This window comes from Streptomyces sp. NBC_01306, assembly GCF_026340465.1.
Taxonomy (GTDB): domain Bacteria; phylum Actinomycetota; class Actinomycetes; order Streptomycetales; family Streptomycetaceae; genus Streptomyces.
Genome location: NZ_JAPEPC010000001.1, coordinates 4,423,721 through 4,444,174 on the forward strand (window position 1 = coordinate 4,423,721; position 20,454 = coordinate 4,444,174).

The window sequence follows — 20,454 nt, forward strand, 5'->3', positions numbered from 1 at the left end:
CCGGGAAGACCTGTCCGGCTCAGGTCCGCAGCGGCCCTCCATGCCCCACGGCATGGGGGGCCTCCTGCTGCTCCTGCGGTGCCTCCTCGCGGAGTGCTTCCCTGCGGGCGGCCCGCTCGGCCCGTTCGGTTTCCTGGGGGATCGCCGCATGGGTCCTGCGCAGGAACCGGATCAGCGGCGCGTTGTCGAACTGCACCACCGCCACCCCGTCCGCCGCCGAGTAGAACTCAAGGACCACCTGGGCCCGCCCGCACGGCCAGATCCCGATGTCGCCCGAGCGCCGGGGCGTCCGCAGCCCCGATTCGAGCAGCTCTCTGGCGAAGACCCATTCGCGGCCGCCGGGGAAGAGGAAGCGCACGGCGCCGGGATCGCCCTCGGGGTCGTACTGGAGCGCGACGTAGACCACCGACCACTGGCCGGGGACGTCCGTCACCACATGACCTCGTACGGGCACCTCGACGGCGGGGGACATGAGCGCTCCCTTGATCAGTGGTCCAGCGATCCGGTGACATGCGCACACGGGTAACCTTCTGGGCCTAATTTTCATCTAATGTCCCATATTTTGACAGGGATGCCACCGCCCGGCCACCGCTGTGCCGCCGCAGCTGGGACTGAGGCGCTCTTGCGAACCATTCGCAACAAGGCTCTATCATCGAACGGTTCACCACCGCCGGTGCGCCATCGCGAGGAGAGAGTCACCACATGCATGTCCCCGACGGATTCATCAACGCCCCCGTATCGGCGGTGACCGGTGTAATCGCCGCGGGCGCGATCGCCGTGAGCCTCCGGGGCGCGCGCCGTGAGCTGGACGAGCGGACCGCGCCGCTCGCCGGCCTGGTCGCCGCGTTCATCTTCTCCGTGCAGATGCTGAACTTCCCCGTCGCCGCCGGCACCAGCGGCCATCTGCTGGGCGGCGCGCTCGCCGCGATCCTGGTCGGCCCGTACACCGGGGTGCTCTGTGTCTCCGTCGTCCTGCTGATGCAGGGCATCCTCTTCGCCGACGGCGGGCTCACCGCCCTCGGGGTGAACATCACGGACATGGCCATCGTGACGACCGTCGTCGCGTACGCCGTCTTCCGCGGTCTGGTCAAGGTGCTGCCCCGCCGCCGCAGTTCGATCACCGCCGCTTCTTTCGTCGCCGCGCTGCTCTCCGTACCGTGCGCGGCGCTCGCCTTCACCGCGATGTACGCACTCGGCGGCACCACCGATGTCCCGGTCGGCAAGGTGCTGACCGCGATGGTCGGTGTCCATGTCCTCATCGGCATCGGCGAGGCCGCGATCACCGCACTCACCGTGGGCGCCGTGATCGCCGTCCGCCCCGACCTGGTCTACGGCGCCCGCGGCCTGACCGCGCCGCTCAAGCTCCGGGTCGGCGGCGAACTCATCGACGCGCCCGCGGCCGAGCCCGTCCCGGCCGCCGCCCGGTCCGCCCGGTCCACCCGGTCCACCCGCAGGATCTGGGGCATCGGGCTGATCACCGCCCTCGTACTGGCCGGGTTCGTCTCCTTCTACGCGTCCGCCAGCCCCGACGGCCTGGAGAAGGTCGCCCACGACAAGGGCATCGACGCCAAGGAGCAGCCGCACCGCACCGGGGACTCCCCGCTCGCCGGGTACGGCGTCAAGGACATCTCCGACGCCCGGCTCTCCGGCGGTCTCGCCGGGCTGATCGGGGTCGGCGCCACGGTCGTCGTGGGCAGCGGTGTCTTCTGGGCGGTCCGCCGCCGCCGTACGCAGGCCGCCCCGGCCGGCCCGAACGCGGAAGCCGTCTGACATGGGCGCCGGTCACGCGCACAAGCTCTACCGGCACGGCCACTCCCCGGTCCACGACCTGCCGCCGCACTGCAAGCTCGCCGCCGTCTTCACCTTCGTGCTCGTGGTGGTCTCCACCCCGCGCGAGGCGATGTGGGCGTTCGCGCTGTACGCGGTGCTGCTCGCGGGGGTGACCGCCGTGGCCCGCATCCCGGCCGGGTTCCTCCTCAAGCGGCTGCTCATCGAGATCCCGTTCGTGGCCTTCGCGGTGCTCATGCCGTTCGTCGTCCCCGGCGATCAGGTCCACGTCCTGGGCCTCTCGGTCAGCGAGCCCGGACTCTGGGGCGCCTGGAACGTCCTGGCCAAGGGCACGCTCGGCGTCGCCGCGTCCGTACTCCTCGCGTCCACCACCGAACTGCGCTCGCTGCTCCTCGGGCTCCAGCGGCTGAAACTCCCGCCGATGCTGGTGCAGATCGCGTCCTTCATGATCCGGTACGGCGACGTGATCACCGACGAGATGCGCCGGATGTCGATCGCCCGCCGCTCACGCGGCTTCGAGGCACGCGGCGTACGGCAGTGGGGGGTGCTCGGCAAGTCGGCCGGGGCGCTCTTCATCCGCTCCTACGAACGGGGCGAGCGCGTACATCTGGCCATGGTCAGCCGGGGATACACCGGGACCATGCCGGTCATCGACGAAGTGACGGCGTCGGGAGCGCAGTGGCGGTCCGCCGCGGCACTCCCCGTCGCCGCGCTCTGCGTCTGTCTGCTGGGATGGACCCTGTGACTACGACCCGCACCGCACCGCCCTCCCTTGAGATCGCCGGCCTCGCGTACGCCTACCCCGACGGCCACCAGGCGCTCTTCGGGGTCGACCTGGCCGTCGAGCGCGGCCAGCGGGTCGCCCTGCTCGGGCCCAACGGCGCGGGCAAGACCACGCTCGTCCTCCATCTCAACGGCATCCTCACCGGCGGCGCCGGCACGGTCTCGGTGGCCGGGCTGCCGGTCGCCAAGGCCAACCTCGCGGAGATCCGGCGCCGCGTCGGCATCGTCTTCCAGGACCCCGACGACCAGCTGTTCATGCCGACGGTCCGCGAGGACGTCGCCTTCGGCCCGGCCGCCGCCGGGCTGCGCGGGCCTGAGCTGGAGGCGCGGGTCGTCGCGGCGCTCACCCAGGTCGGCATGGAGTCCTACGCGGACCGGCCCCCGCACCACCTCTCGTACGGCCAGCGCCGCCGTGTCGCGGTCGCGACCGTCCTCGCGATGGAGCCGGAGATCCTGGTCCTGGACGAGCCCTCGTCCAACCTCGACCCGGCATCCCGCCGTGAACTCGCCGACATCCTGCGGTCGTTGGAGGTGACGGTGCTGATGGTGACGCACGACCTGCCGTACGCGCTGGAGCTGTGCCCGCGCGCCGTGGTGCTCAGCGACGGTGTGATCGTCGGCGACGGGGCGACCGGCGACATCCTCGCGGACGAGGCGCTGATGCAGGCGCACCGGCTTGAGCTGCCGTTCGGCTTCAACCCGCGCGCGGCGGTCTGAGCAGAGGGCCTGTCTCCGGGCCGGACACCTGCTCTGAGCAGAGGGCCTGTCCACGCCGGACAGACCCGCGGCGATCAGGTGCCGCCGCCCTCCCCCGTACGCCGTCCGGCCGCCAGGCTCACCAGTACGGCGAGGGCCAGCAGCGCCACCGCGCAGCTGAACACCTCCCCGGCCGGCCGCAGGCTGGAGACGTGGATCAGTACGCCGACGCCGATCGAGGGGACGGCGAGCATCGTGTACAGGATCGCGAAGAACGTCGACACCGCGGCGCCCCGGTGCTCCGGATCGCTGCGGGTGGTGATGGTGCCGAGTCCGTAGCCGATGGCGATACCGGTCGCCAGACCGTTCACCGCGGCGCCGACGATCAGCGGGGCCAGGGTCTCGGTGACCATGGCCGTCGCGATGAGCGCCGCCGCGGCGATCAGCCCCACACAGGCCACGGTCAGCGCCGGCCCGGACCCGATCCGGCGGATCAGCAGCTGGCCCAGCGCGGTGCAGACGAACGCGGTGAAGACGACGGCCCCGGTGAGCGTGTGATCCGTGTCGTGCAGCACGTCACCGAGGAACAGCCCGGTCACGGCGGTGAGCACCCCGAGCACCGCGAAGCCCGTCCCGGTGACCATCGCCGACCGCAGGAAGTCCGAACGGATCTCCGCCGGGACGTGCAGCGGCTGGAACCGGAAGGTGAATCCGGTGCGGTGGCGCGCGGTCTCCGGGGTGAGCGCGAGACCGGCGAGGGCGAGCGCCGCGAGGACGAGCGAGACGACCCACGGCGTACGCAGCGGGGAGGGCGCCGTATCGGCCAGCACCCCGGCGAGCAGCGGGCCGCAGGCCAGCCCGCCCATGTTGGCGAAGAGCGCCACTGTGGCGGGGCGCACCCTGCCGTCGGGCGGCATCAGCTCGGTGAGCGCGGCCGTGCCGGCGCCGGTCACCAGCGCCGCAGAGAAACCGGAGAGCACCCGTCCGAACAGCAGGACCGGCACATTCCCGGCGACCAGGAAGACCACGGCGGCGCAGACGGAGAGCACGGTCGCCGCCATCAGGACCGGGCGGCGCCCGATCTGGTCCGACAGGCGCCCGAAGGTCAGGAGCCCGACGACCACCCCGATCGCGTAGACGGCGAAGATCACGGTGACCATGATGGGCGAGAAGCTGAAGTCGTTCTCGTACAGCGGGTACAGGGGCGTGGGCACGGTGGTCCCCACCATGGTGATCCAGAAGGCGAAGGCCACCACGGGCGCCGCGAACCGCGGGGTGCCGCCCGGCTTCCCTGCCGGGGAGGCCACACGGTCGGATGGAGTCGGCATGGCGGGACCTGCTTTCCTGCTCTGGCGCTTTTCCTGCTCGGTGCTTCTTCTGCTCGGTGCCTTTCCTGCTCCGGGCTTCCGTGCTCGGGGCTCCCCTGCTCGGGACTTTCCCGCTCCGGGCTTTCCTGTCCGGGGCTCGCACGCTCATTCGCAAGATCGTCCGGCTTCACGGACTCTAGGCCTCCGTCCCGCCGCGGGGATCCCGCCACAGGGGCGCCCGCCCCTCCGGTCACACGGAAGACCCACCCCCCGGCACTGACCGGCAGGCCGCACCCGCACCATGGACCTTGTACGCCAGTCCGGGCGTACTGCTAGATGTGTGGGAGCGCGACGTGGTGGACGTCCAGGGCACAGTGGCGGACGGATTCGAGGCGGTCCGGGACGCCTTCATACGGAACTTCACACACCGTGCGGAGCGCGGCGCCGCCGTCACCGTCTACCGCGACGGTCACAAGGTCGTCGACCTCTGGGCCGGTACGAAGGACGTGGACGGCGCCGAGCCCTGGGCCCTGGACACCGCCCAGGTCGTCCGGTCCGCGACCAAGGGGGTGGCCGCCGCCGTCCCGCTGCTCCTGCACCAGCGCGGCCAGCTGGACCTCGACGCCCCGGTCTCCACGTACTGGCCGGAGTTCAAGGCGGGCGGCAAGGAACGCGCCCTCGTCCGGCACTTCCTGGCCCACCGCACCGGCGTCCCCCTCATCGACAGCCCCCTCACCCCCGCCGAGGCCATCGACGGGGTGTCGGGCCCGCGCGCCGTCGCCGCCCAGCAGGCCGTCTGGGAGCCCGGCACCGAGCACGGCTACCACGCGCAGACATACAGCTGGCTGCTGAGCGAACTCGTCCGGCGGGTCACCGGCCGCACCATCGGCCGGTGGATCGCCGAGGAGATCGCCCGCCCCCTCGACATCGACTTCTGGGTCGGCCTGCCCGCCGAGGAGGCGCACCGTGTCGGCCGGATCGGCAGCGTCGCCGCGCCGCCGGTCGGCAGTGGCCTCAAGCTCAAGCCGAAGCGGTCCGTCAGCGAGGCGTACCAGGACCCCTCCTCGCTGACCAGCCGCGCCTTCGGCGCCATCGAGCCGTTCCCCGACGAGAACGACCCCGCCTACCGCGCCGCCGAACTCCCGGGCTCCGGCGGCATTTCCACCGCCCGCGCGCTGGCCCGTGTCTATGCCGCGATGATCGGTCACGTCGACAACGGCAACCGCCTCTTCGCCCCCGCCACCCTCGCCCTGGCCCGCAGCGAGGAGTCGTCGGGCCCGGACCGCGTGCTCGTCGTCAACACCCGCTTCGGCCTCGGCTTCATGCTGCACGGCCCGTCGGCCCCGCTGCTCGGCCCCGGCTCGTTCGGGCACCCCGGCCGGGGCGGCTCGCTCGGTTTCGCCGACCCCGAGTCCGGGGTCGCGCTGGGGTATGTGACCAATGCGCTCCAGAAGGGCGTCACCGCCGATCCGCGCGCCCAGGCCCTGGTCAGGGCGGTGCGCTCGGCGACATGATCGCCGTATGGATATCACGAGGCGGTTCGAGGGTTACGCGGTCCTGATCACCGGCGCGGGAAGGGGAATCGGCGCGGCCACCGCCCGCCGCTTCACCGACGAGGGCGCCCGCGTCCTGGTCACCGACCTGGACGGCGGCCGCGCGGAGAAGACCGCGGCGGCGCTGCCGGGCGCGCTGCCGTTCACCTGCGATGTCACCGACCGGTCCGCCGTGGAGGCGGCCGTGGCGTACGCGGTGGGGGAGTTCGGCGCACTCGACGTCCTGGTCAACAACGCGTACGCCTGCTCGCCCGACGCGCCGCTCTTCGAGGACGAGGACGACGAGTCCTGGCACCGCGATCTGGACGCGACGCTCAGTGGCGCGTTCCGTGTCTCGCGCGCCGCCATGCCGCATCTCGCGGCGGCGGGCGGCCGGGGCGCGATCGTCAGCGTCGGCTCGGTCAACGGTGCCCAGGACTTCGGCAACCACGCGTACAGCGCGGCGAAGGCGGGCCTGACGAGCCTGACCCGCACCCTCGCCGGCCACGCGGCGCCGCGCGGGGTCCGGGTCAACCTGGTGGCGCCGGGCACGATCCACACGGACGTATGGGCGGCGCGCGGGGTGGAGGCGACCCTCGAACAGGCCGCGAAGCACTACCCGTTGGGCCGGGTCGGGGTGCCGGAGGACATCGCGGCGGCGATCGCGTTCCTGGCGTCGCGGGACGCCGCGTGGATCACCGGGGTGACGCTGCCGGTGGACGGCGGCCTGCTCAGCAGCAACCTGGGGCTGCGCAACTCGCTGGGCTGAGCCGCGGTGGGATCAGCCGGGGCGGGCTGAGCCGGGGCGGAACGAGCCGGGCCGGTCGGGCGGGCGCCGGCGCGGGCCTCGCCCCGGGTTCGGACAGGACAGCGGGCCCGGACGGGATTACCGGTCCGGGCCCGCTGCGTTCGCGGTGCGGTGTTCACGTCGCCGTGGTCACCGCGTGGCCCTCGCGTGCGCGCAGAGCCGGGTGGTGCGGGTTACTTGGTGAAGGCCGCGGTGCCGTTCGGCGTACCGAGACCGGTCGGGCCGTCGTAACCCTTGCCCGCCTTGCACAGGTAGTCGCTGCACGACCCGTTGGCCCCGGTGGTGACGTCGTTGAGGGAGCCGGTGTGGGCGTACGGGTACGAGGCGGGGGTGTCACTCGCGCCGGGGGCGCCGGCGAGAGCGTAGACGCCCGCGATGAACGGCGAAGCGGCGCTGGTGCCGCCGTAGACGTTCCAGCCGCTGGCCTGGTAGGTGTCGTAGACCGCGAGGCCGGTGGCCGGGTCGGCGACGGACGACACGTCAGCGACGGCGCGCTTGGCGCAGTTGGCGTCCTTCTGCCAGGACGGCTTCGCGTCGTACTGCGAGCAGCCCGAGCCTGCTCCCTCGCCGCCCGCGCTGGTTCCCCAGACGGACTCGGACCAGCCACGCGTGCTGCTGTCCTTCTTGAGCGAGGTGCCGCCGACCGCGGTGACGTACTGCGAGGCGGCCGGGTACTCGACGCCGTAGCCGCTGTCACCGGAGCTCACGGTGATGGCGACGCCGGGGTGCTTGAAGTACTGGTCGTCCGACTGCGTGTCGCTGGCGTCCTCACCGCCGCCGTAGCTGTTGGAGACGTACTTGGCACCCTGCTTGACGGCCTGGTTCACGGCCGCGCCGAGGTCGTCCATGCTGGCGGAGTTGGCCTCGACGAGCAGGATGTGGCACTGCGGGCAGGCCGAGCTGACCATGTCGACGTCGAGAGAGATCTCTCCGGCCCAGCCGGCGTCGGGTGCCGGGTAGTTGGAGCTGCCGTCCTGGTCGATCTTCTTGAAGCAGCCGTTGTCGGTGGTGCAGGCGGGCAGACCGTACTGGGACCGGTAACTGCCCAGGTCCGCCTCGGCGTTGGGGTCGTCGTTGGCGTCGACGATCGCGACCGTCTGGCCCGAGCCGCCGTCCTTGGGGAGGTTGTAGGCGGACTGTAGGTCGCTGGGGCCGAAGCCGGAGGGGGCGGCGTTGTGGCCGAGCGACTTCTGCTGCTTGATGTCGGTGCGGGCCACGGCGTTGCACGCCATGTAGCCGGGCTTGGTCGGCTGTGAGCAGAGCCGGTGCGTGTGCACCGTCGATGCCGGTGCCGCGGAGCCCGTCGTCGCGAACGCGGACGTCTGGGAGGCGGCGAGGAGGCCGCCGGATATGAGTGCCACTGCTGACAACAGGGCCGGTGCGCCGCGACGCAACAGGCCGTTTCGATGAGACTGCAAGGAGCTGCCCTCCGTGGGGGGTTGGGTGTCCGAACGGACATCCGGGGGCATTCATGTCAAGTGCATGACAACGCACATGACAAGGAATTTATCCGGACAGAACGTCGCGGATCCTGAGGGTGGCGCTGTTCGCTCGACTACTGCCACCCCGTTGAGTGGTGGCTAATAGAAAGCTATTCAACTGCTTGCCCAAGTGGCTACCGGGCGTTGGTAAAGCCTTTCCCTCGACCCGTGCTCTTTGGCATATACCTTGTCTTGCCATGGAGTTGGAAGAAGGACCGATCAGCGATCTGGTGGCGCTCGGCTTGGCCCGGTACGAGGCGCGTGTCTATCTCGGCCTCATCAGGCGTGATTCGTACACGGCCGCCGAGGTGGCCCGCGAGGCGGACGTACCGCGCCAGCGGGTTTACGACGTCCTGGACGCACTGGTACGGCGTCGGCTGGTCACCACCCACCCCGGGCGGGTCGCCACATATTCCGCCGTCACCCCGGAGCTTGCCGTGGCCCGCCTGATGGCTCTTCAACGCGAGTCCGTGGACCGGTTGGAGCGGGTCTCGGAGGGGCTGGCCGCCGTGCTGCAGCCGCTCTGGTCCGACGGGCGGGTGCACACCGACCCGCTGGACTACATCGAGATCCTGCGCGATCCGAAGGCGATCGCCGAGCGCTTCGCCGACATCCAGCAGCAGGCCCAGCACGAGCTGTTGACCTTCTGCAAGCCCCCGTTCGTCGCCCCCGAGGAGAACACCGAAGGCATCAAGGTCGTCCGCCGGCTGCACCGGGCGGGCGGCACGGTCCGTGCCATCTACCTCGACGACGCGCTGGACAACCCCGGGACCGTGGAGCACATACGGCGCTTCGCCGACGCGGGGGAGCAGGCCCGCTTCACCCCCGAACTGCCGCTGAAGCTGGTTGTCGCCGACTCTTCTCTGGTGCTGTGCGACATGCCCGACCCGGTGGCCGGCGCGGGCTCCACCACCACCTTGTTCATCGAGCACCCGGCGCTCGCGGGATGCCTGCGGCTGGCGTTTCTGACGGTCTGGGAGGGCGCCAAGGAGCACCGCCGGCCGGCCTGAAGCCTTGCTGACCGTGGCCCCGTCGGGTCAGGCGGCCGAGGGCGAGGACGGGGCCGCCGCCGGGGTGCCCGCCGGGGTGGCCTCGCCCTCCACCGGCGGCGGGTTGAGCCGTGCCGACACGACATGGCAGACCACCACCGCCACGATCACCAGCGGCATGACAGTGAGGCCGTCATGTCCCAGCAGCAGCGTGGCCAGCAGTACGGAGGTCATCGGCAGCCGGAGCAGGGCCACCGACATCGCACCCATCCCCATCGCGGCAGCCGAGACGAACGGCAGCCCCGGAAGGTGCGACAGCGCGATCCCGCCCGCGGCGCCGAGGAACAGCGCCGGGAAGATCGGGCCGCCGCGGAAGGCCGCCAGCGACACGCAGTACGCGAGGCTCTTGCAGACGAGGAGCAGCACCAGTGCGCCGAGGGAGTACGAGGTGGTGCTGAGCAGGAGGTGCGGCAGCGCGCTCTGCCCGGAGAACAGCACGTCGGACGTTGCCTTCCCGGCCCCTTCGGCGTACGCGATGGCCAGCCCCGCCACGGCCAGGCCGATCACCGGTGTCCACACCATCCGCCGCCGGTTCACGCCCGGTTGCAGCCGCAGCGCCATGCGGCGGACCCCCGCACCGAGGGTCGCGGCGGCGATCCCGATCACCAGGGCATAGCCGAACTGGGCGATGTCGGGGCGCTCCACATGGGGCAGGTTCGGGATGACGAGCGTTCCGGCGCCGACACCGGCCCAGGTGCCGAGCCCGGTGAAGATCAGCGAGCCGATCCCGGCGGCCAGCAGCCCGGGTACGAGCACGATCCCGAGCATCGGCCCGCCGAGCCCGGAAGCCTCCATCAGCAGAAAGGCCCCCACCAGCGGCGAACCCAGCAGCGCACTGATGGCCGCGAAGCTGCCGGCCGCCGCCACGAGTCCCTGCTCCCTCGCGGTGGATCCGGGCCGCAGCAGCCGGAACCCGTAGAGGGCGACACCACCACCCAGCGCGATCATGGGCGCCTCCGGCCCGATGACCGCACCGAACGCGAGGGAGGCGACAGCGGCCAGCAGGATGCCGGGCAGCTCGGCGGCGGGGGCGGCGCCCTTGGTCTTGAGCCCTTCGGCGGGCTGATGACCGCCGTTGCCCGGCAGATACCGCACGGTCAACGCGACCAGCAGCCCGGCGATGACGAGCATGGGCACCGGCCACCAGACAGGAACGCTGTCAAGCCCGAGCCCGTGGGGCAGGTCGGTGAAGACGGCCTCCTGGAGGTAGTGGACGGCTTCCAGAAAGCCGTAGGCACCGGCCGAGAGCACGACACCGAAGAGCCCGGTGACGACGAGAAGCAGGTGATAGCCCCTGCTCCGCAACGGCCCGAACGGATCGGCGAGCAGGGCGGCTTGCTGGTCTGCGGCTGGCTCGTCCGCTGACATCAGAGCGTCTCCTCAGGGCTGCTGCCCGGGCTCTCCGGGACGGGTCGACTGCCTGACGATAATGCCAGCAATGCGGATATTTCCGGGTATTAACGAGCTGCTGGGCCGAGCGGCTCGGCGCGCGCATCCCTAGGATCGGTTCCATGGAGCGACCTGAACGTGTTGCTGTCATCGGAGTGGGCATCCTCGGAGCCTGCGTGGGCTGGAACCTGGTCCGGCAAGGCGCCAGGGTGGTCTTCATCGATGCGGGCCGGCCGGGCGAATCCGTCACCAACTGGTCTTTCTCGTGGGTCAACGCCAGCAACAAGACCGCGCGCAGGTCCTACTTCGACCTGAACGTCGCGGGTATGGCGGCGTACCGGGACCTTGCCAGGACCATCGGGCCGGACTCGTGGTGGCATCCCAGCGGCCACCTGCGCTGGGCGGACGATGCCGCAGCGGAGACGAAGCTCCTGAAAACAGCCGAACTACTGACCGGCTGGGACTACCGGGTCGAGGTGTCCACGGGGGCAGAGGTGCGCCGCCGCCTCGAACCCGCTCTCACGCTGCCCGGCGAGGTTCCGGTCGTTTTCTACCCCGACGAAGCCTGGGTGCATGGCCGTCATCTCGTCGGCCGCCTGGTCGGCCGGGCCGTCGCATCGGGCGCCGAGCTCCGGTCCGGCACGGCCGTCCGTGACATCGGCACCGGCGCCGACGGGAGCGTCAGGACGGTCGCTCTGTCCGACGGGAGCTGTCTCGACGTCGACGCCGTCGTGAACGCGGCAGGTCCCCGCGCCTCCCACGTCGCCGGGTTCGTCGCACGGGACTTGCCGATGCGCCACGAACCCGGCGCCGTCACCCGGATCAGCTGTGCCCACGTCCCGGTCCGCCGGGCCATGCACGCGCCGCACATCGAGATCCGCCCTGACGGAGACGCTTCGGTGGTCCTCCACAGCCGCGAGATCGACGCACTCATCGACACCGGCGAGGAGCCGGCGGAACTCGCCCGGCTGCTCCACGAATCGGCGCGGCACGTCATTCCCGAGCTGGGCAACTCCCGCATCACCGAGACCCGGATCTCCAACCGGCCCATCCCGGCCGACGGATTCCCCTCAGTAGGAGCGGTGCCGTCGGTGCCGGGCTACTACGAGGCCGTCACCCACAGCGGCATCACGCTCGGCCCGGTCATCGGCCGACTGCTCGCTTCGGAGATCGTCAGCGGGAAGAGAGAGGCGATGCTGGCGGACTTCCGCCCGGAGCGGTTTTCCCTGTGACGGCCCAGTTGATTTTCAGAAGCGGAAGATCGTTGAGAGGGGCGGCATTTCACCAGTCACCTCGAACATGCCGACGTAGACGTTCTTGGCATCGATGGGGTCGTGCGAGGCGAACGTGCGGGCGTTGCGCCAGAAGCGGTCGAGGCGGTACGCGTTCGAGGTGCTGCGTGCTCCGGTCACCTCGTGCATACTTCCGGCTGCCTCAAGGGACGCTTCCACGCAGGCGACCTTGGCGCGGAAGCACTCCACCGAGGTAACGGCAACGTTGTCGTCGGCGGCGGCCTCGATCCGGTCGGCCGCGGCGAACAGCAGCGCACGGGATGCGGCCAGCCGGCTCGACAGATCGCCGACCCTCCGCAGGATCAGGGGGTCCTCGGCCGCGGTGGCGTACTGGGGGAGCGCGCCGCGCTTCATCGTGCGGACGTACTGGATCAGGGCGTCGAGGGCGCCGTCGCCGATGCCCTGCATCAGGCCGGAGTGCAGGAGCATCACCGCGCCGAGGAATGCCGGGGACGGCGTGTGCGCGGCATAGTGCCAGCCGTCGGGTACGAAGACGTCGTGATAGGTGATGGTCTGGCTGCGGGTACCGCGCTGGCCCATGTTGTCCCAGTCGCCGTGCAGTTCGACGTCGGGGTGGCCCAGTTCCACCAGCACGTGATGCGGGCCGGGCTGCTCTCCTTGCAGGACGCATCCGACGTTGGCGATCCCGAGGCCGCCACTGTTGGTGTTGAAGGACTTGGTCCCGCTGAGGATCACGCCGCCGTCCACGGGCCGGGCGGTGACCTTGCCGTTCACGCCCGTCTCGGCGTTGGACGCGACGAGCCTCAGGCCCTTGTTCAGCAGCCGGTCGGCCAGCTCCTTGCGGGTCTCCTCGGGCAGGGCGCTGCTCTCGTCGAAGATCTCGCGGCTGACGAGTCCGGTGGTGGCCCAGTTCTGGCCGGTGGGGCCGTCGCCGGCGCTGATCTCAGCGATGGCGCGGGTGAAAGCGCCGATCCCGCCGAGTGCCGTCCCGTCCCACAGACCGCCGTAGGCGGCGGGTACGAGTATGCGGGCGGCGCCCAGCTCCGAGAGGAGCGCCAGGTTGTCGGAGGGATCGGTGTTGTCCCGGTCGCTCCGGAGCCCGGTGTCGGCGAGGTCCTGGCGCCGTGCGCGGATGGCTGAGAGGAGCGTAGGTATGTCGTGGGGCGCGGTGGATTCGGCGGTCGTCATGTATGCACCTCTCCGGGAGGGAACAGAGCAAGACCGAACACCCTGACAACCGGGTCCCGGGCCAGGGCTGTTCGCGTTACGGGGTGATGCGCCCATTCTTCACCGCGGAGACGAACGCGGTCCAGCCTTCGGCGGGGAAGGCGAGGGCCGGGCCGTGGGGGTTCTTGGAGTCGCGGACGGGGATGTTGGCGTATCCGTCGGCCACTTCGAGGCAGTCGCCCTGATTGGCGCCGCTGTAAGTGGACTTGCGCCACCCTTGCAGGAGCCCGGCGTCCGATATGACCTGCTCACTGTGACGCATGTGCGTATTCCTCCGCTACGGCTCTTACCAGGGCCAGTGAATCTTTGTGCGACAGGGCGTCCCCCAGTGCCAGATCGTAAGCGGTCTGGCATTTGCTGACCAACGCCGGATCATCCATCAGATGACCCGTGTGCACACCCTCCGAGTAGGCAATCGACGGGGCATCAGCGAACTTCATGAGGTAGAGCAGCCCCTCCGTCAGTGCGTGGTTCCCGAGGCTGAACGGCAGTACGTGCAGCCGTAGGCGTCCGGCTTCCGCCATGTCCGCGATCTTGTGGAGCTGATCGGCCATGACCTTCGGACCACCCACCCTGCGGCGGAGCACGGCCTCGTCCAGCAGGCACCAAAGTACGGGCCTCGACGGCTTTTCGAGCAATGCAGCCCGAGCCTGGCGGATGACGACATCCTCGTCCAGTTCATCGTCCCGATAGTTCGCTGAGCCCTCACGGAAGACCGCACGTGAGTACTCCTTGGTCTGGAGCAAACCGGGGACGAGCGAGATCGAGTAGTGCCGGAGTTCGGTCGCCTGTTGCTCCAGCTCAGCTGCGGGTGCGAAATGTTGGGCGTACTTCGTATCCAGGTCCTTCAGCCAACGGGCGAAGAACCCGTCCGTCCCCAGGACCAGGTCCAGGCGCTGCGCGTCGTCCGGGGTCGGCAGGCGGCGCCCCGCCTCCCAGTGACTGATCAGCGTCGGGGAGCAGACCACCCCCTCGCTCACCGCTTCCTGTGTCAGCCCGGCGGCGATGCGCCGGATCCTCAGTTCCTCGCCGTACTTCTGCCGGATCGAGCGCGACTTGGGTGCTCCGGACACGGGACCAACTCCTGTACTTGAAGCTCGCGTTGTCAGGTCGAAACCCCTAGAAGCGTAGCGACGCAAGCCACAGGCTGTGAGTTATTCGTCACAGTGCGACAGGAACGCACGGGACCCCCGCGACCGCAGCAACGGTCCGGGGGCGTGGCCAACGCCAAGCAGGAGCGTCAACATGCCCAAGTTTATTGCCCGTCTCGTCGGCCCGGTGGTCCGATTCCTGAATCTGTCGGCCAGGCGGCGGCCCGCCCCGCCGCCCCCGATCGTGGTCCGTCGGCGCCGTCTCCTCGTATGCCGGGCGTATCTGCCACTCGGTCACCAACTCCGTCCCAATCTCGGCTCGTTCTCCGCCCTGGCGTACGAGCGGCTGGAGTACAGCCGGATCGCGTGGTTCGACCTGCACGGCGTCGAGGTCGGGCCGCCCTGCCCGCTGCACGGTGTGGTGGTGCGGTGATGGAACGGACCGTCAGGAACGCCGAGAGTGCAGTCGTACGGCGGTGGAGCCGGCACCCCGCCTGTGTCGCTCGGGCGCGTACGGAACTCCGTACCGCGCTGGAGGGTTGGGGCCTCGCGCCGCTCGCGGACGCGGCTTCGCTCGTCCTCTCCGAGCTGCTGACCAATGCCGGGCGGCATGCCGTGGTCTCACCGGGGCGGGAGATCGAGACCCGCTTCCTGCTGGACGAGCGCGGACGCGGCATCCGTATCGAGGTGCACGATGCGTCGTCCGTGCCTCCCCGCATGGCCGATCCGGACCAGGACGCGGTCGGCGGGCGGGGCCTGTGCCTGGTGGACGCGGTCGCCGACGCCTGGGGATTCGGCGAGCGGGTCGGCCCCGGCAAGGTCGTCTGGGCGGAGTGCGCTCTGGGGGAGGAAGAGGCATCCCGCTGAAGCGGCCGGTTCCCGCTGGTCATGGGCTCCACTGCGAGGTGCCCACCATAAGGCGTCCGCCTTAATGGTTCGTGTACGTTGGTGAGGCAGTCGCCTTACTTCTGGGCACGCGAAGGAGCAAACCATGTCCCGTACCTATCTGGTCACCGGAGCCTCCTCCGGCATAGGCAAGGCCACCGCGGCCCTCCTGCGTACGCGGGGGCACACCGTCATCGGGGCTGATCTCAAGGACAGCGACATCTCCGCCGACCTGTCCACGGCCGAAGGCCGGGCCGTACTGGTCAGCCGGGCCCGGGAGCTGAGCGGCGGGCGTCTCGACGCCGTCATCGCCTGCGCCGGCGTCGCACAGCCCGATCCGCTCACCATCAAGATCAATTACTTCGGCGCCGTGGCCACGCTGGAGGGGCTGCGCCCGCTGCTGGCCGCCGGTACCGATCCGAGGGCCCTGGTCATCAGCTCGATCGACTCCGTCCACCCGACCGACTCCGCGATCGTGGACGCAGCCCTCACCGGTGACGAGGAGGCGGCGGTGGTCGCCTCCCGGGCGGCCGTCGACCGGGGGGAAGGGCAGCTCGTCTACTCCTCCTCCAAGGCCGCGGTCTCCCGCTGGATCCGGCGTGCGGCCATCACCGACGACTGGGCCGGGGCGGGTATCCCGCTCAACGCCGTCGGCCCCGGCGTGATCGTCACGCCGATGACCCAGCCGATGCTCGACGACCCCGCCATGCGGAAGCTCGTCGAGCAGAGCGTGCCGATGCCGTTGCACGGCTACGCCCGCCCCGAGCAGATCGCCCCGCTGATCGACTGGCTGACCTCGCCCGAGAACACCCATGTGACCGGACAGGTCGTCTTCGTCGACGGCGGTGCCGACGCGGTCCTGCGCGGTGACCGCACATGGTGACCGCCCGTGACGAGGAGACATCCATGACATCCATGACCCCCCGGACGCTGGAGCGTTCCACCGTGCTCGCGGCCACCCCCGACCAGGTGTGGGCGGCCGTCGGCGACTTCGGCGGCCTCGCCGACTGGCACCCGTACATACAGCCGTCCACCATCGAGGACGACGCCGACCCCGGAGTCCCCGGTGCCGTACGGGTCTTCTCGGTCGACGGCGAGATCGTCGCCCGTGAGCGCCTGGTGGCCCGCGACGCCGACGCCCGGTGGTACCGCTACGTCCTGCTGGCCCCGGTGATGCTGCCGGTCGGCGAGTTCGTGGCGACGCTCGCCGTGCACCCGCACGCCGACGGCGCCGAGGTCCGGTGGTCCGCCGATTACCAGGGCGCGGACGAGGTGGTGCCGCAAGTGGAGTCGATCTTCGGTGACGGCACGTACGGTGCCGGTCTCGACGCCCTGCGGAAGCGCTTCTCCGAGGGCTGAGCCGGTGGCTCCCGCTCACCGCGGTCTGCGCGTACGGAAGGCGCGCCGCGGTGAGTTGCTTCCCCCTTCATCTCTGCTCTTCTCGTCTCGGTTCTTCGCCATATAGGCCAGTAGATGACCGACATGGCCTCTAGCGTGGTTCTTGGCCGAAGGAACAGGGACAACGGAAGGCAGAGCCCCATGACCGTCAACGAGCCGACCAACCAGCAGGACCCGGCAGAGGCGCCCGCTGCGACGGGGGAGAGTGCCGACCTGTTGGAGGCGCTGGCCAAGCAGCGGCACTTCCTGCGCTTCACCACCCGCGACCTCACGGACGAGCAGGCCGGGCTGCGTACCACCGCGAGCGAACTGTGCCTGGGCGGCCTCATCAAGCATGTCACCGCAGTTGAGCAGGGCTGGGCGGCCTTCATCCTGGAAGGCCCCTCGTCGATGCCCGACTTCACCAAGATGACCGAGGCGGACTTCGCCCGGCGGGCCGACCAGTTCAAGATGCTGCCCGGTGAGACGCTGGCCGGTGTCCTGGCCGAGTACGCCGATGTGGCCCGCCGGACCGACGAGTTGGTCGCCAAGCTGGCCGATCTGAACGCCAGTCACCCGCTGCCGAAGGCTCCGTGGTTCGAGGCCGAAGCGCAGTGGTCGGCCCGCCGGGTGGTGCTCCACATCATTGCCGAGACCGCCCAGCACGCCGGCCACGCCGACATCATCCGCGAGACCCTGGACGGCGGGAAGAGCATGGGCTGATCAGGGGTTGATCGGGGGTTGAACGGGGGTTGAACGGGGGTTGAGGACGGTCCGGACCCGGGGGCTGTCGCGAGGACCTGCTCGCGAAGATCTCGGGTCCTGCCGTGGAACGGCACCTCGTGCGGGGCATGGATTGGCGGAAGAAGCCGCCTTGACCTGCACCGACGGGCAACCTGTCGGGCGGTGGACGCGTCTGACAGGAAAACGCCGGTCGTGGAGAGAAGGACGCTGTGGACGAGTTTCTGGTGAGGACATTCGGGTGGTTTGCTCGCGGTGCGGGGCTTTCCCTCGACTACTTGAGCCAGCGTCCCGGCCTGGGGGCACTCTCCGGCATGTTCGGACGCGGCCGCCAGAACCCTTAGCGCTCGGTACGGGGCTCGGTACGGGGCTCGTGCGACAGGGCGGCGATCCAGGCATTGGCCGCGTTGACGAGCGCCTCCCGGGGGATGTTCTCGAAAGCCTGGAGCTTGAGGAAATGGCGGGCGATCGTGAGCCCGAGGATGCTGCTGACGACCATCGCGGCCCTCAGCTCGGCGTCCTCGCCTTCGAATGAGCCCTTGAGGTTGTCGACCCGCTCCCCGAGGAAGTCCCGCATGGACGCTTCTGCCTCCGGGACGGTCAGCATCGAGCGGACGAGCGCCCGGGTCTCCGGGGGGAGTTCGCCCATGCGGACGTCGAGGACATCGAAGAGGTGGTCCGAGGCCGCCTGCTGGTCGTCATCCGGAAGCTGGACGGCGATCGTGAAGAGGGACGCCTTTGAGCCGTAGTGCTGCATGACGAGCGATGCGTGCACTCCGGCCCGGTCCGCGATGGACCGGATCGTCGCGCCCTCGAAGCCGCGAAGAGCGAACTCCTCCTGGGCGGCTTCGAGTATCCGTTGTGCCGTCTCAGCTCGTTTCGCGTCCCTCGTCTTCCCGGTCATGCCCTCCACTATACGAGCGTTTAGCGAGCGTGTTACCGTCTTTGCTAAACGTCTGTTTAGTGGACCTGTGTCAGATACTTTCAGGTGCTTTCAGGTACGGAGGCTCGGTCGTGGCCGTCATCGGCATCGAAGAACACTGGACGACGCCGCAGCTGGCGGCGGCACTGAAGGCACTTCCCGAGGAGGACCGGGACGACAGCCTGGCGTTCAACGAGATGGGCGACAACCTTGAGCGCCTGGAAGACATCGGTGAAGCGCGCATCGCGGCCATGGACGCACTGGGCATCGACATGCAGGTCCTCTCGCTGGCGCCCCCTGCGACAGGTCCGCTCGCTCCGGCCGATGCGGTCTCGCTCAGCAGGGACACCAACGACTTCGCCGCAGAGGCGGTCCGCCGTCACCCGGCCCGTCTTCGGGCGATGTCGACGTTGCCGATGGCCGATCCGGCTGCCGTCGCCGGAGAGCTCGAACGCGCCGCGGGCCTCGGGTTCGTGGGCGCCATGGTCTACGGACGGACGGGCGGGACCGCGCTCGATGATCCTTGCTATGACGACCTGTTCGCGACCGCCGCGGCCCTCGGCCAGCCGATCTTCATCCATCCGCAGATTCCGTCGCGAACCGTCCGGGACGCGGCCTATGCGGGCTTCGACCCGATGACCTCCCTCGCCCTGTCCACTTTCAGCTGGGGATGGCACATCGAGGCGGCCCTCGCCGCGTTGCGTCTCATCACCAGGGGCATCTTCGACCGCCACCCCGCCCTGCAGATCGTCCTCGGCCACTGGGGCGAGCTGCTGCTGTTCTGGAGTGACCGCACCGACAGCCTGTCCCGCATCGCGGGCCTTCAGCGGAAACCGTCCGAATACATCCGTACGAACGTGCACATCACCAGCTCCGGGATGCTCAACCCCGCCCTGCTGCGTCACGCCCTGGCGGCCACCACCGTCGACCGGCTGCTGTTCTCCACGGACTACCCGTTCCACCGGCCGGGCGCGACGGACGTCCAGAAGTTCCTCGCGGAGTTCGAAACCGACGAGGACCGGGACAAGTTCACCGCCGGCAACGCGCGGAAACTCTTCGGAATCGACAGTCCTGACGCCTGACAGGACGAGACCGCTTCAGAAGCCCCGGCCGGGTGTGACCGCGCCCGTCAGCGGGCGGCCCGCGGCGAACCCGGCGACGTTGGCCTCGACCCGTTCCGCGAGCCCACGCCAGTACGAGGAGCGCGGGTTGGCGCAGTGCGGGGTGATCAGGGCGTTCTCCAGGTCCCACAACTCATGCCCCGCGGGAAGTGGTTCGGGGTCGGTGACATCCAGTGCCGCTCCGCCGATCGTGCCGTTCTTCAGTGCGTCCACCAGGTCGGCGGTGACGACCAGCCCGCCCCTGGCGACATTGACCAGCCAGGCGTCCCGGCGCATCAGGGCGAACTCGGCCGCCCCGAACATCCCACGGGTGTCAGGGGTCGTGGGCGCCGCGGCCACCACGAAGTCCGCGTCGGCAAGTACCTCGCGGAAGGCGGCGCGCGCCACTGTCCGCTCCGCGCCCGGGACCGCGCCGCTGTCGGACACGGCCAGGATCCGGCAGCCGAACGGCTCCAGGAGCCGGATCAGCGAGCGGCCTATGCCGCCGCAGCCGACAACGGCGACGGTTGAGCCCGCGAACTCCCGGGTGCGGCCGTCGCCCCACTCGCGGGACCGGGCCAGCCGGTGCAGCCCGCGCGCGGCGGCCAGCATCAGCGCGAGAGCGTGCTCCGCGACGGCCTCCCCGTACGAACCGGTGGCCGCGGTGAAGACGGGGTGCGCCCGGATCACTCCGGCGTCCGCCCAGCGCTCCACCCCCGCGTGGGGCAACTGCACCCAGCGGATGCCTTCGTGGATCATGCCGTCGACCTCGGCCGGGTCGTCGTTGCCGAAGTAGACGATGGCTTCGGCCTCCGCCAGGGGCACAACCCGGCCGCCCCCGGCCCGTACCGCTTCGAGCAGTACGGGCACGGGGTCGGGGCCTACGTGAACGGCGGGCGCGGCGCAGGCGGGGGTGGTCATCGTGAACCTCCAGGGGGTCGCGGAGAAGTCCGTCTTCGTCTCTGGTTCGCCTGTCGGCTCCGTGTGCACCCGGCCATTGACAGGGACGAGCCATGCCCACACCA

The 20,454-nt window shown here is 70.1% G+C and carries 22 protein-coding genes; 13 read left to right on the forward strand and 9 right to left on the reverse strand.

What is annotated here, in order from left to right; translation table 11 throughout:
* Nucleotides 1–19: 19 nt before the first annotated feature.
* Nucleotides 20–472, reverse strand: a complete 453-nt coding sequence (locus OG385_RS19565) for an SsgA family sporulation/cell division regulator (protein WP_323183802.1) — start codon at nt 470–472, stop codon at nt 20–22.
* A 230-nt stretch (nt 473–702) separates the two neighbouring features.
* Here OG385_RS19565 and OG385_RS19570 point away from each other — a divergent pair, with 230 nt between their 5' ends.
* The 3 genes from OG385_RS19570 to OG385_RS19580 are packed head-to-tail and all read left to right on the forward strand — an operon-like array spanning nt 703 to nt 3,288.
* Nucleotides 703–1,770 (forward strand): energy-coupling factor ABC transporter permease, encoded by a 1,068-nt coding sequence (locus OG385_RS19570; RefSeq protein WP_266856077.1) that lies wholly within the window; start codon nt 703–705, stop codon nt 1,768–1,770.
* A 1-nt stretch (nt 1,771) separates the two neighbouring features.
* A complete protein-coding gene (gene cbiQ / locus OG385_RS19575; protein WP_266856079.1) occupies nt 1,772–2,533 on the forward strand; it encodes a cobalt ECF transporter T component CbiQ in 762 nt (253 codons plus the stop codon).
* Nucleotides 2,521–3,288, forward strand: a complete 768-nt coding sequence (locus tag OG385_RS19580; RefSeq protein ID WP_266856081.1) for an energy-coupling factor ABC transporter ATP-binding protein — start codon at nt 2,521–2,523, stop codon at nt 3,286–3,288. The genes cbiQ and OG385_RS19580 overlap by 13 nt, the downstream gene beginning before the upstream one ends.
* A 74-nt stretch (nt 3,289–3,362) precedes the next feature.
* Here OG385_RS19580 and OG385_RS19585 read toward each other — a convergent pair whose 3' ends face one another.
* Nucleotides 3,363–4,595 (reverse strand): MFS transporter, encoded by a 1,233-nt coding sequence (locus OG385_RS19585; protein WP_266856082.1) that lies wholly within the window; start codon nt 4,593–4,595, stop codon nt 3,363–3,365.
* 335 nt (nt 4,596–4,930) lie between these two features.
* Here OG385_RS19585 and OG385_RS19590 point away from each other — a divergent pair, with 335 nt between their 5' ends.
* Nucleotides 4,931–6,088: a serine hydrolase domain-containing protein gene (locus OG385_RS19590; protein ID WP_266861008.1), complete on the forward strand. Its 1,158-nt coding sequence runs from the start codon at nt 4,931–4,933 to the stop codon at nt 6,086–6,088.
* A gap of 7 nt (nt 6,089–6,095) precedes the next feature.
* Entirely contained in the window at nt 6,096–6,875 is a 780-nt protein-coding gene (locus OG385_RS19595; protein ID WP_266856084.1) for an SDR family NAD(P)-dependent oxidoreductase, read from the forward strand.
* Between the two features lie 212 nt (nt 6,876–7,087).
* On the opposite strand, the gene OG385_RS19600 is transcribed toward OG385_RS19595, so the two are convergent.
* Nucleotides 7,088–8,275: a S8 family serine peptidase gene (locus tag OG385_RS19600; RefSeq protein ID WP_266856085.1), complete on the reverse strand. Its 1,188-nt coding sequence runs from the start codon at nt 8,273–8,275 to the stop codon at nt 7,088–7,090.
* A 317-nt stretch (nt 8,276–8,592) separates the two neighbouring features.
* On the opposite strand from OG385_RS19600, the gene OG385_RS19605 reads away from it, so the two are divergent.
* Nucleotides 8,593–9,405 (forward strand): TrmB family transcriptional regulator, encoded by an 813-nt coding sequence (locus OG385_RS19605; protein ID WP_266856086.1) that lies wholly within the window; start codon nt 8,593–8,595, stop codon nt 9,403–9,405.
* A 27-nt stretch (nt 9,406–9,432) separates the two neighbouring features.
* On the opposite strand, the gene OG385_RS19610 is transcribed toward OG385_RS19605, so the two are convergent.
* Nucleotides 9,433–10,812, reverse strand: coding sequence for a chloride channel protein (locus OG385_RS19610; protein ID WP_266856088.1), 1,380 nt, complete (start codon nt 10,810–10,812; stop codon nt 9,433–9,435).
* A gap of 143 nt (nt 10,813–10,955) precedes the next feature.
* Between OG385_RS19610 and OG385_RS19615 the strand changes: the two genes are divergently transcribed.
* The gene (locus tag OG385_RS19615) at nt 10,956–12,065 is read left to right on the forward strand and encodes an FAD-binding oxidoreductase (protein WP_266856090.1); all 1,110 of its coding nucleotides are present in this window, start codon (nt 10,956–10,958) and stop codon (nt 12,063–12,065) included.
* Nucleotides 12,066–12,080: 15 nt separating this feature from the next.
* Here the strand turns inward: OG385_RS19615 and OG385_RS19620 are convergent, their stop codons facing one another.
* The 3 genes from OG385_RS19620 to OG385_RS19630 all read right to left on the reverse strand — a co-directional run bounded on the left by OG385_RS19620 (nt 12,081) and on the right by OG385_RS19630 (nt 14,386).
* On the reverse strand, nt 12,081–13,274 hold the full coding sequence (locus OG385_RS19620; RefSeq protein ID WP_266856092.1) for an acyl-CoA dehydrogenase family protein: 1,194 nt from the start codon (nt 13,272–13,274) through the stop codon (nt 12,081–12,083).
* A 76-nt stretch (nt 13,275–13,350) separates the two neighbouring features.
* Nucleotides 13,351–13,575 (reverse strand): DUF397 domain-containing protein, encoded by a 225-nt coding sequence (locus OG385_RS19625; RefSeq protein ID WP_266856094.1) that lies wholly within the window; start codon nt 13,573–13,575, stop codon nt 13,351–13,353.
* Nucleotides 13,562–14,386 (reverse strand): helix-turn-helix transcriptional regulator, encoded by an 825-nt coding sequence (locus tag OG385_RS19630; RefSeq protein ID WP_266856096.1) that lies wholly within the window; start codon nt 14,384–14,386, stop codon nt 13,562–13,564. Before OG385_RS19630 ends, OG385_RS19625 begins: the two co-directional genes overlap by 14 nt.
* A gap of 172 nt (nt 14,387–14,558) precedes the next feature.
* On the opposite strand from OG385_RS19630, the gene OG385_RS19635 reads away from it, so the two are divergent.
* From OG385_RS19635 to OG385_RS19655, 5 genes are all read left to right on the forward strand, one after another.
* Nucleotides 14,559–14,837 (forward strand): hypothetical protein, encoded by a 279-nt coding sequence (locus tag OG385_RS19635; RefSeq protein ID WP_266856098.1) that lies wholly within the window; start codon nt 14,559–14,561, stop codon nt 14,835–14,837.
* The gene (locus OG385_RS19640) at nt 14,837–15,271 is read left to right on the forward strand and encodes an ATP-binding protein (protein WP_266856100.1); all 435 of its coding nucleotides are present in this window, start codon (nt 14,837–14,839) and stop codon (nt 15,269–15,271) included. Before OG385_RS19635 ends, OG385_RS19640 begins: the two co-directional genes overlap by 1 nt.
* 124 nt (nt 15,272–15,395) lie before the next feature.
* Nucleotides 15,396–16,172 carry an SDR family oxidoreductase gene (locus tag OG385_RS19645; protein ID WP_266856102.1) on the forward strand — a complete coding sequence of 259 codons (777 nt, stop codon included), beginning with the start codon at nt 15,396–15,398 and terminating at the stop codon, nt 16,170–16,172.
* 23 nt (nt 16,173–16,195) lie between these two features.
* Nucleotides 16,196–16,648: an SRPBCC family protein gene (locus OG385_RS19650; protein WP_266856104.1), complete on the forward strand. Its 453-nt coding sequence runs from the start codon at nt 16,196–16,198 to the stop codon at nt 16,646–16,648.
* Between the two features lie 180 nt (nt 16,649–16,828).
* On the forward strand, nt 16,829–17,389 hold the full coding sequence (locus OG385_RS19655) for a DinB family protein (protein ID WP_266856105.1): 561 nt from the start codon (nt 16,829–16,831) through the stop codon (nt 17,387–17,389).
* A 358-nt stretch (nt 17,390–17,747) separates the two neighbouring features.
* Here OG385_RS19655 and OG385_RS19660 read toward each other — a convergent pair whose 3' ends face one another.
* On the reverse strand, nt 17,748–18,311 hold the full coding sequence (locus OG385_RS19660; RefSeq protein WP_266856107.1) for a TetR/AcrR family transcriptional regulator: 564 nt from the start codon (nt 18,309–18,311) through the stop codon (nt 17,748–17,750).
* Nucleotides 18,312–18,421: 110 nt separating this feature from the next.
* On the opposite strand from OG385_RS19660, the gene OG385_RS19665 reads away from it, so the two are divergent.
* Nucleotides 18,422–19,411, forward strand: coding sequence for an amidohydrolase family protein (locus tag OG385_RS19665; protein WP_266856109.1), 990 nt, complete (start codon nt 18,422–18,424; stop codon nt 19,409–19,411).
* 15 nt (nt 19,412–19,426) lie between these two features.
* Here the strand turns inward: OG385_RS19665 and OG385_RS19670 are convergent, their stop codons facing one another.
* A complete protein-coding gene (locus OG385_RS19670) occupies nt 19,427–20,350 on the reverse strand; it encodes an NAD(P)-dependent oxidoreductase (RefSeq protein WP_266856111.1) in 924 nt (307 codons plus the stop codon).
* Nucleotides 20,351–20,454 lie beyond the last annotated feature (104 nt).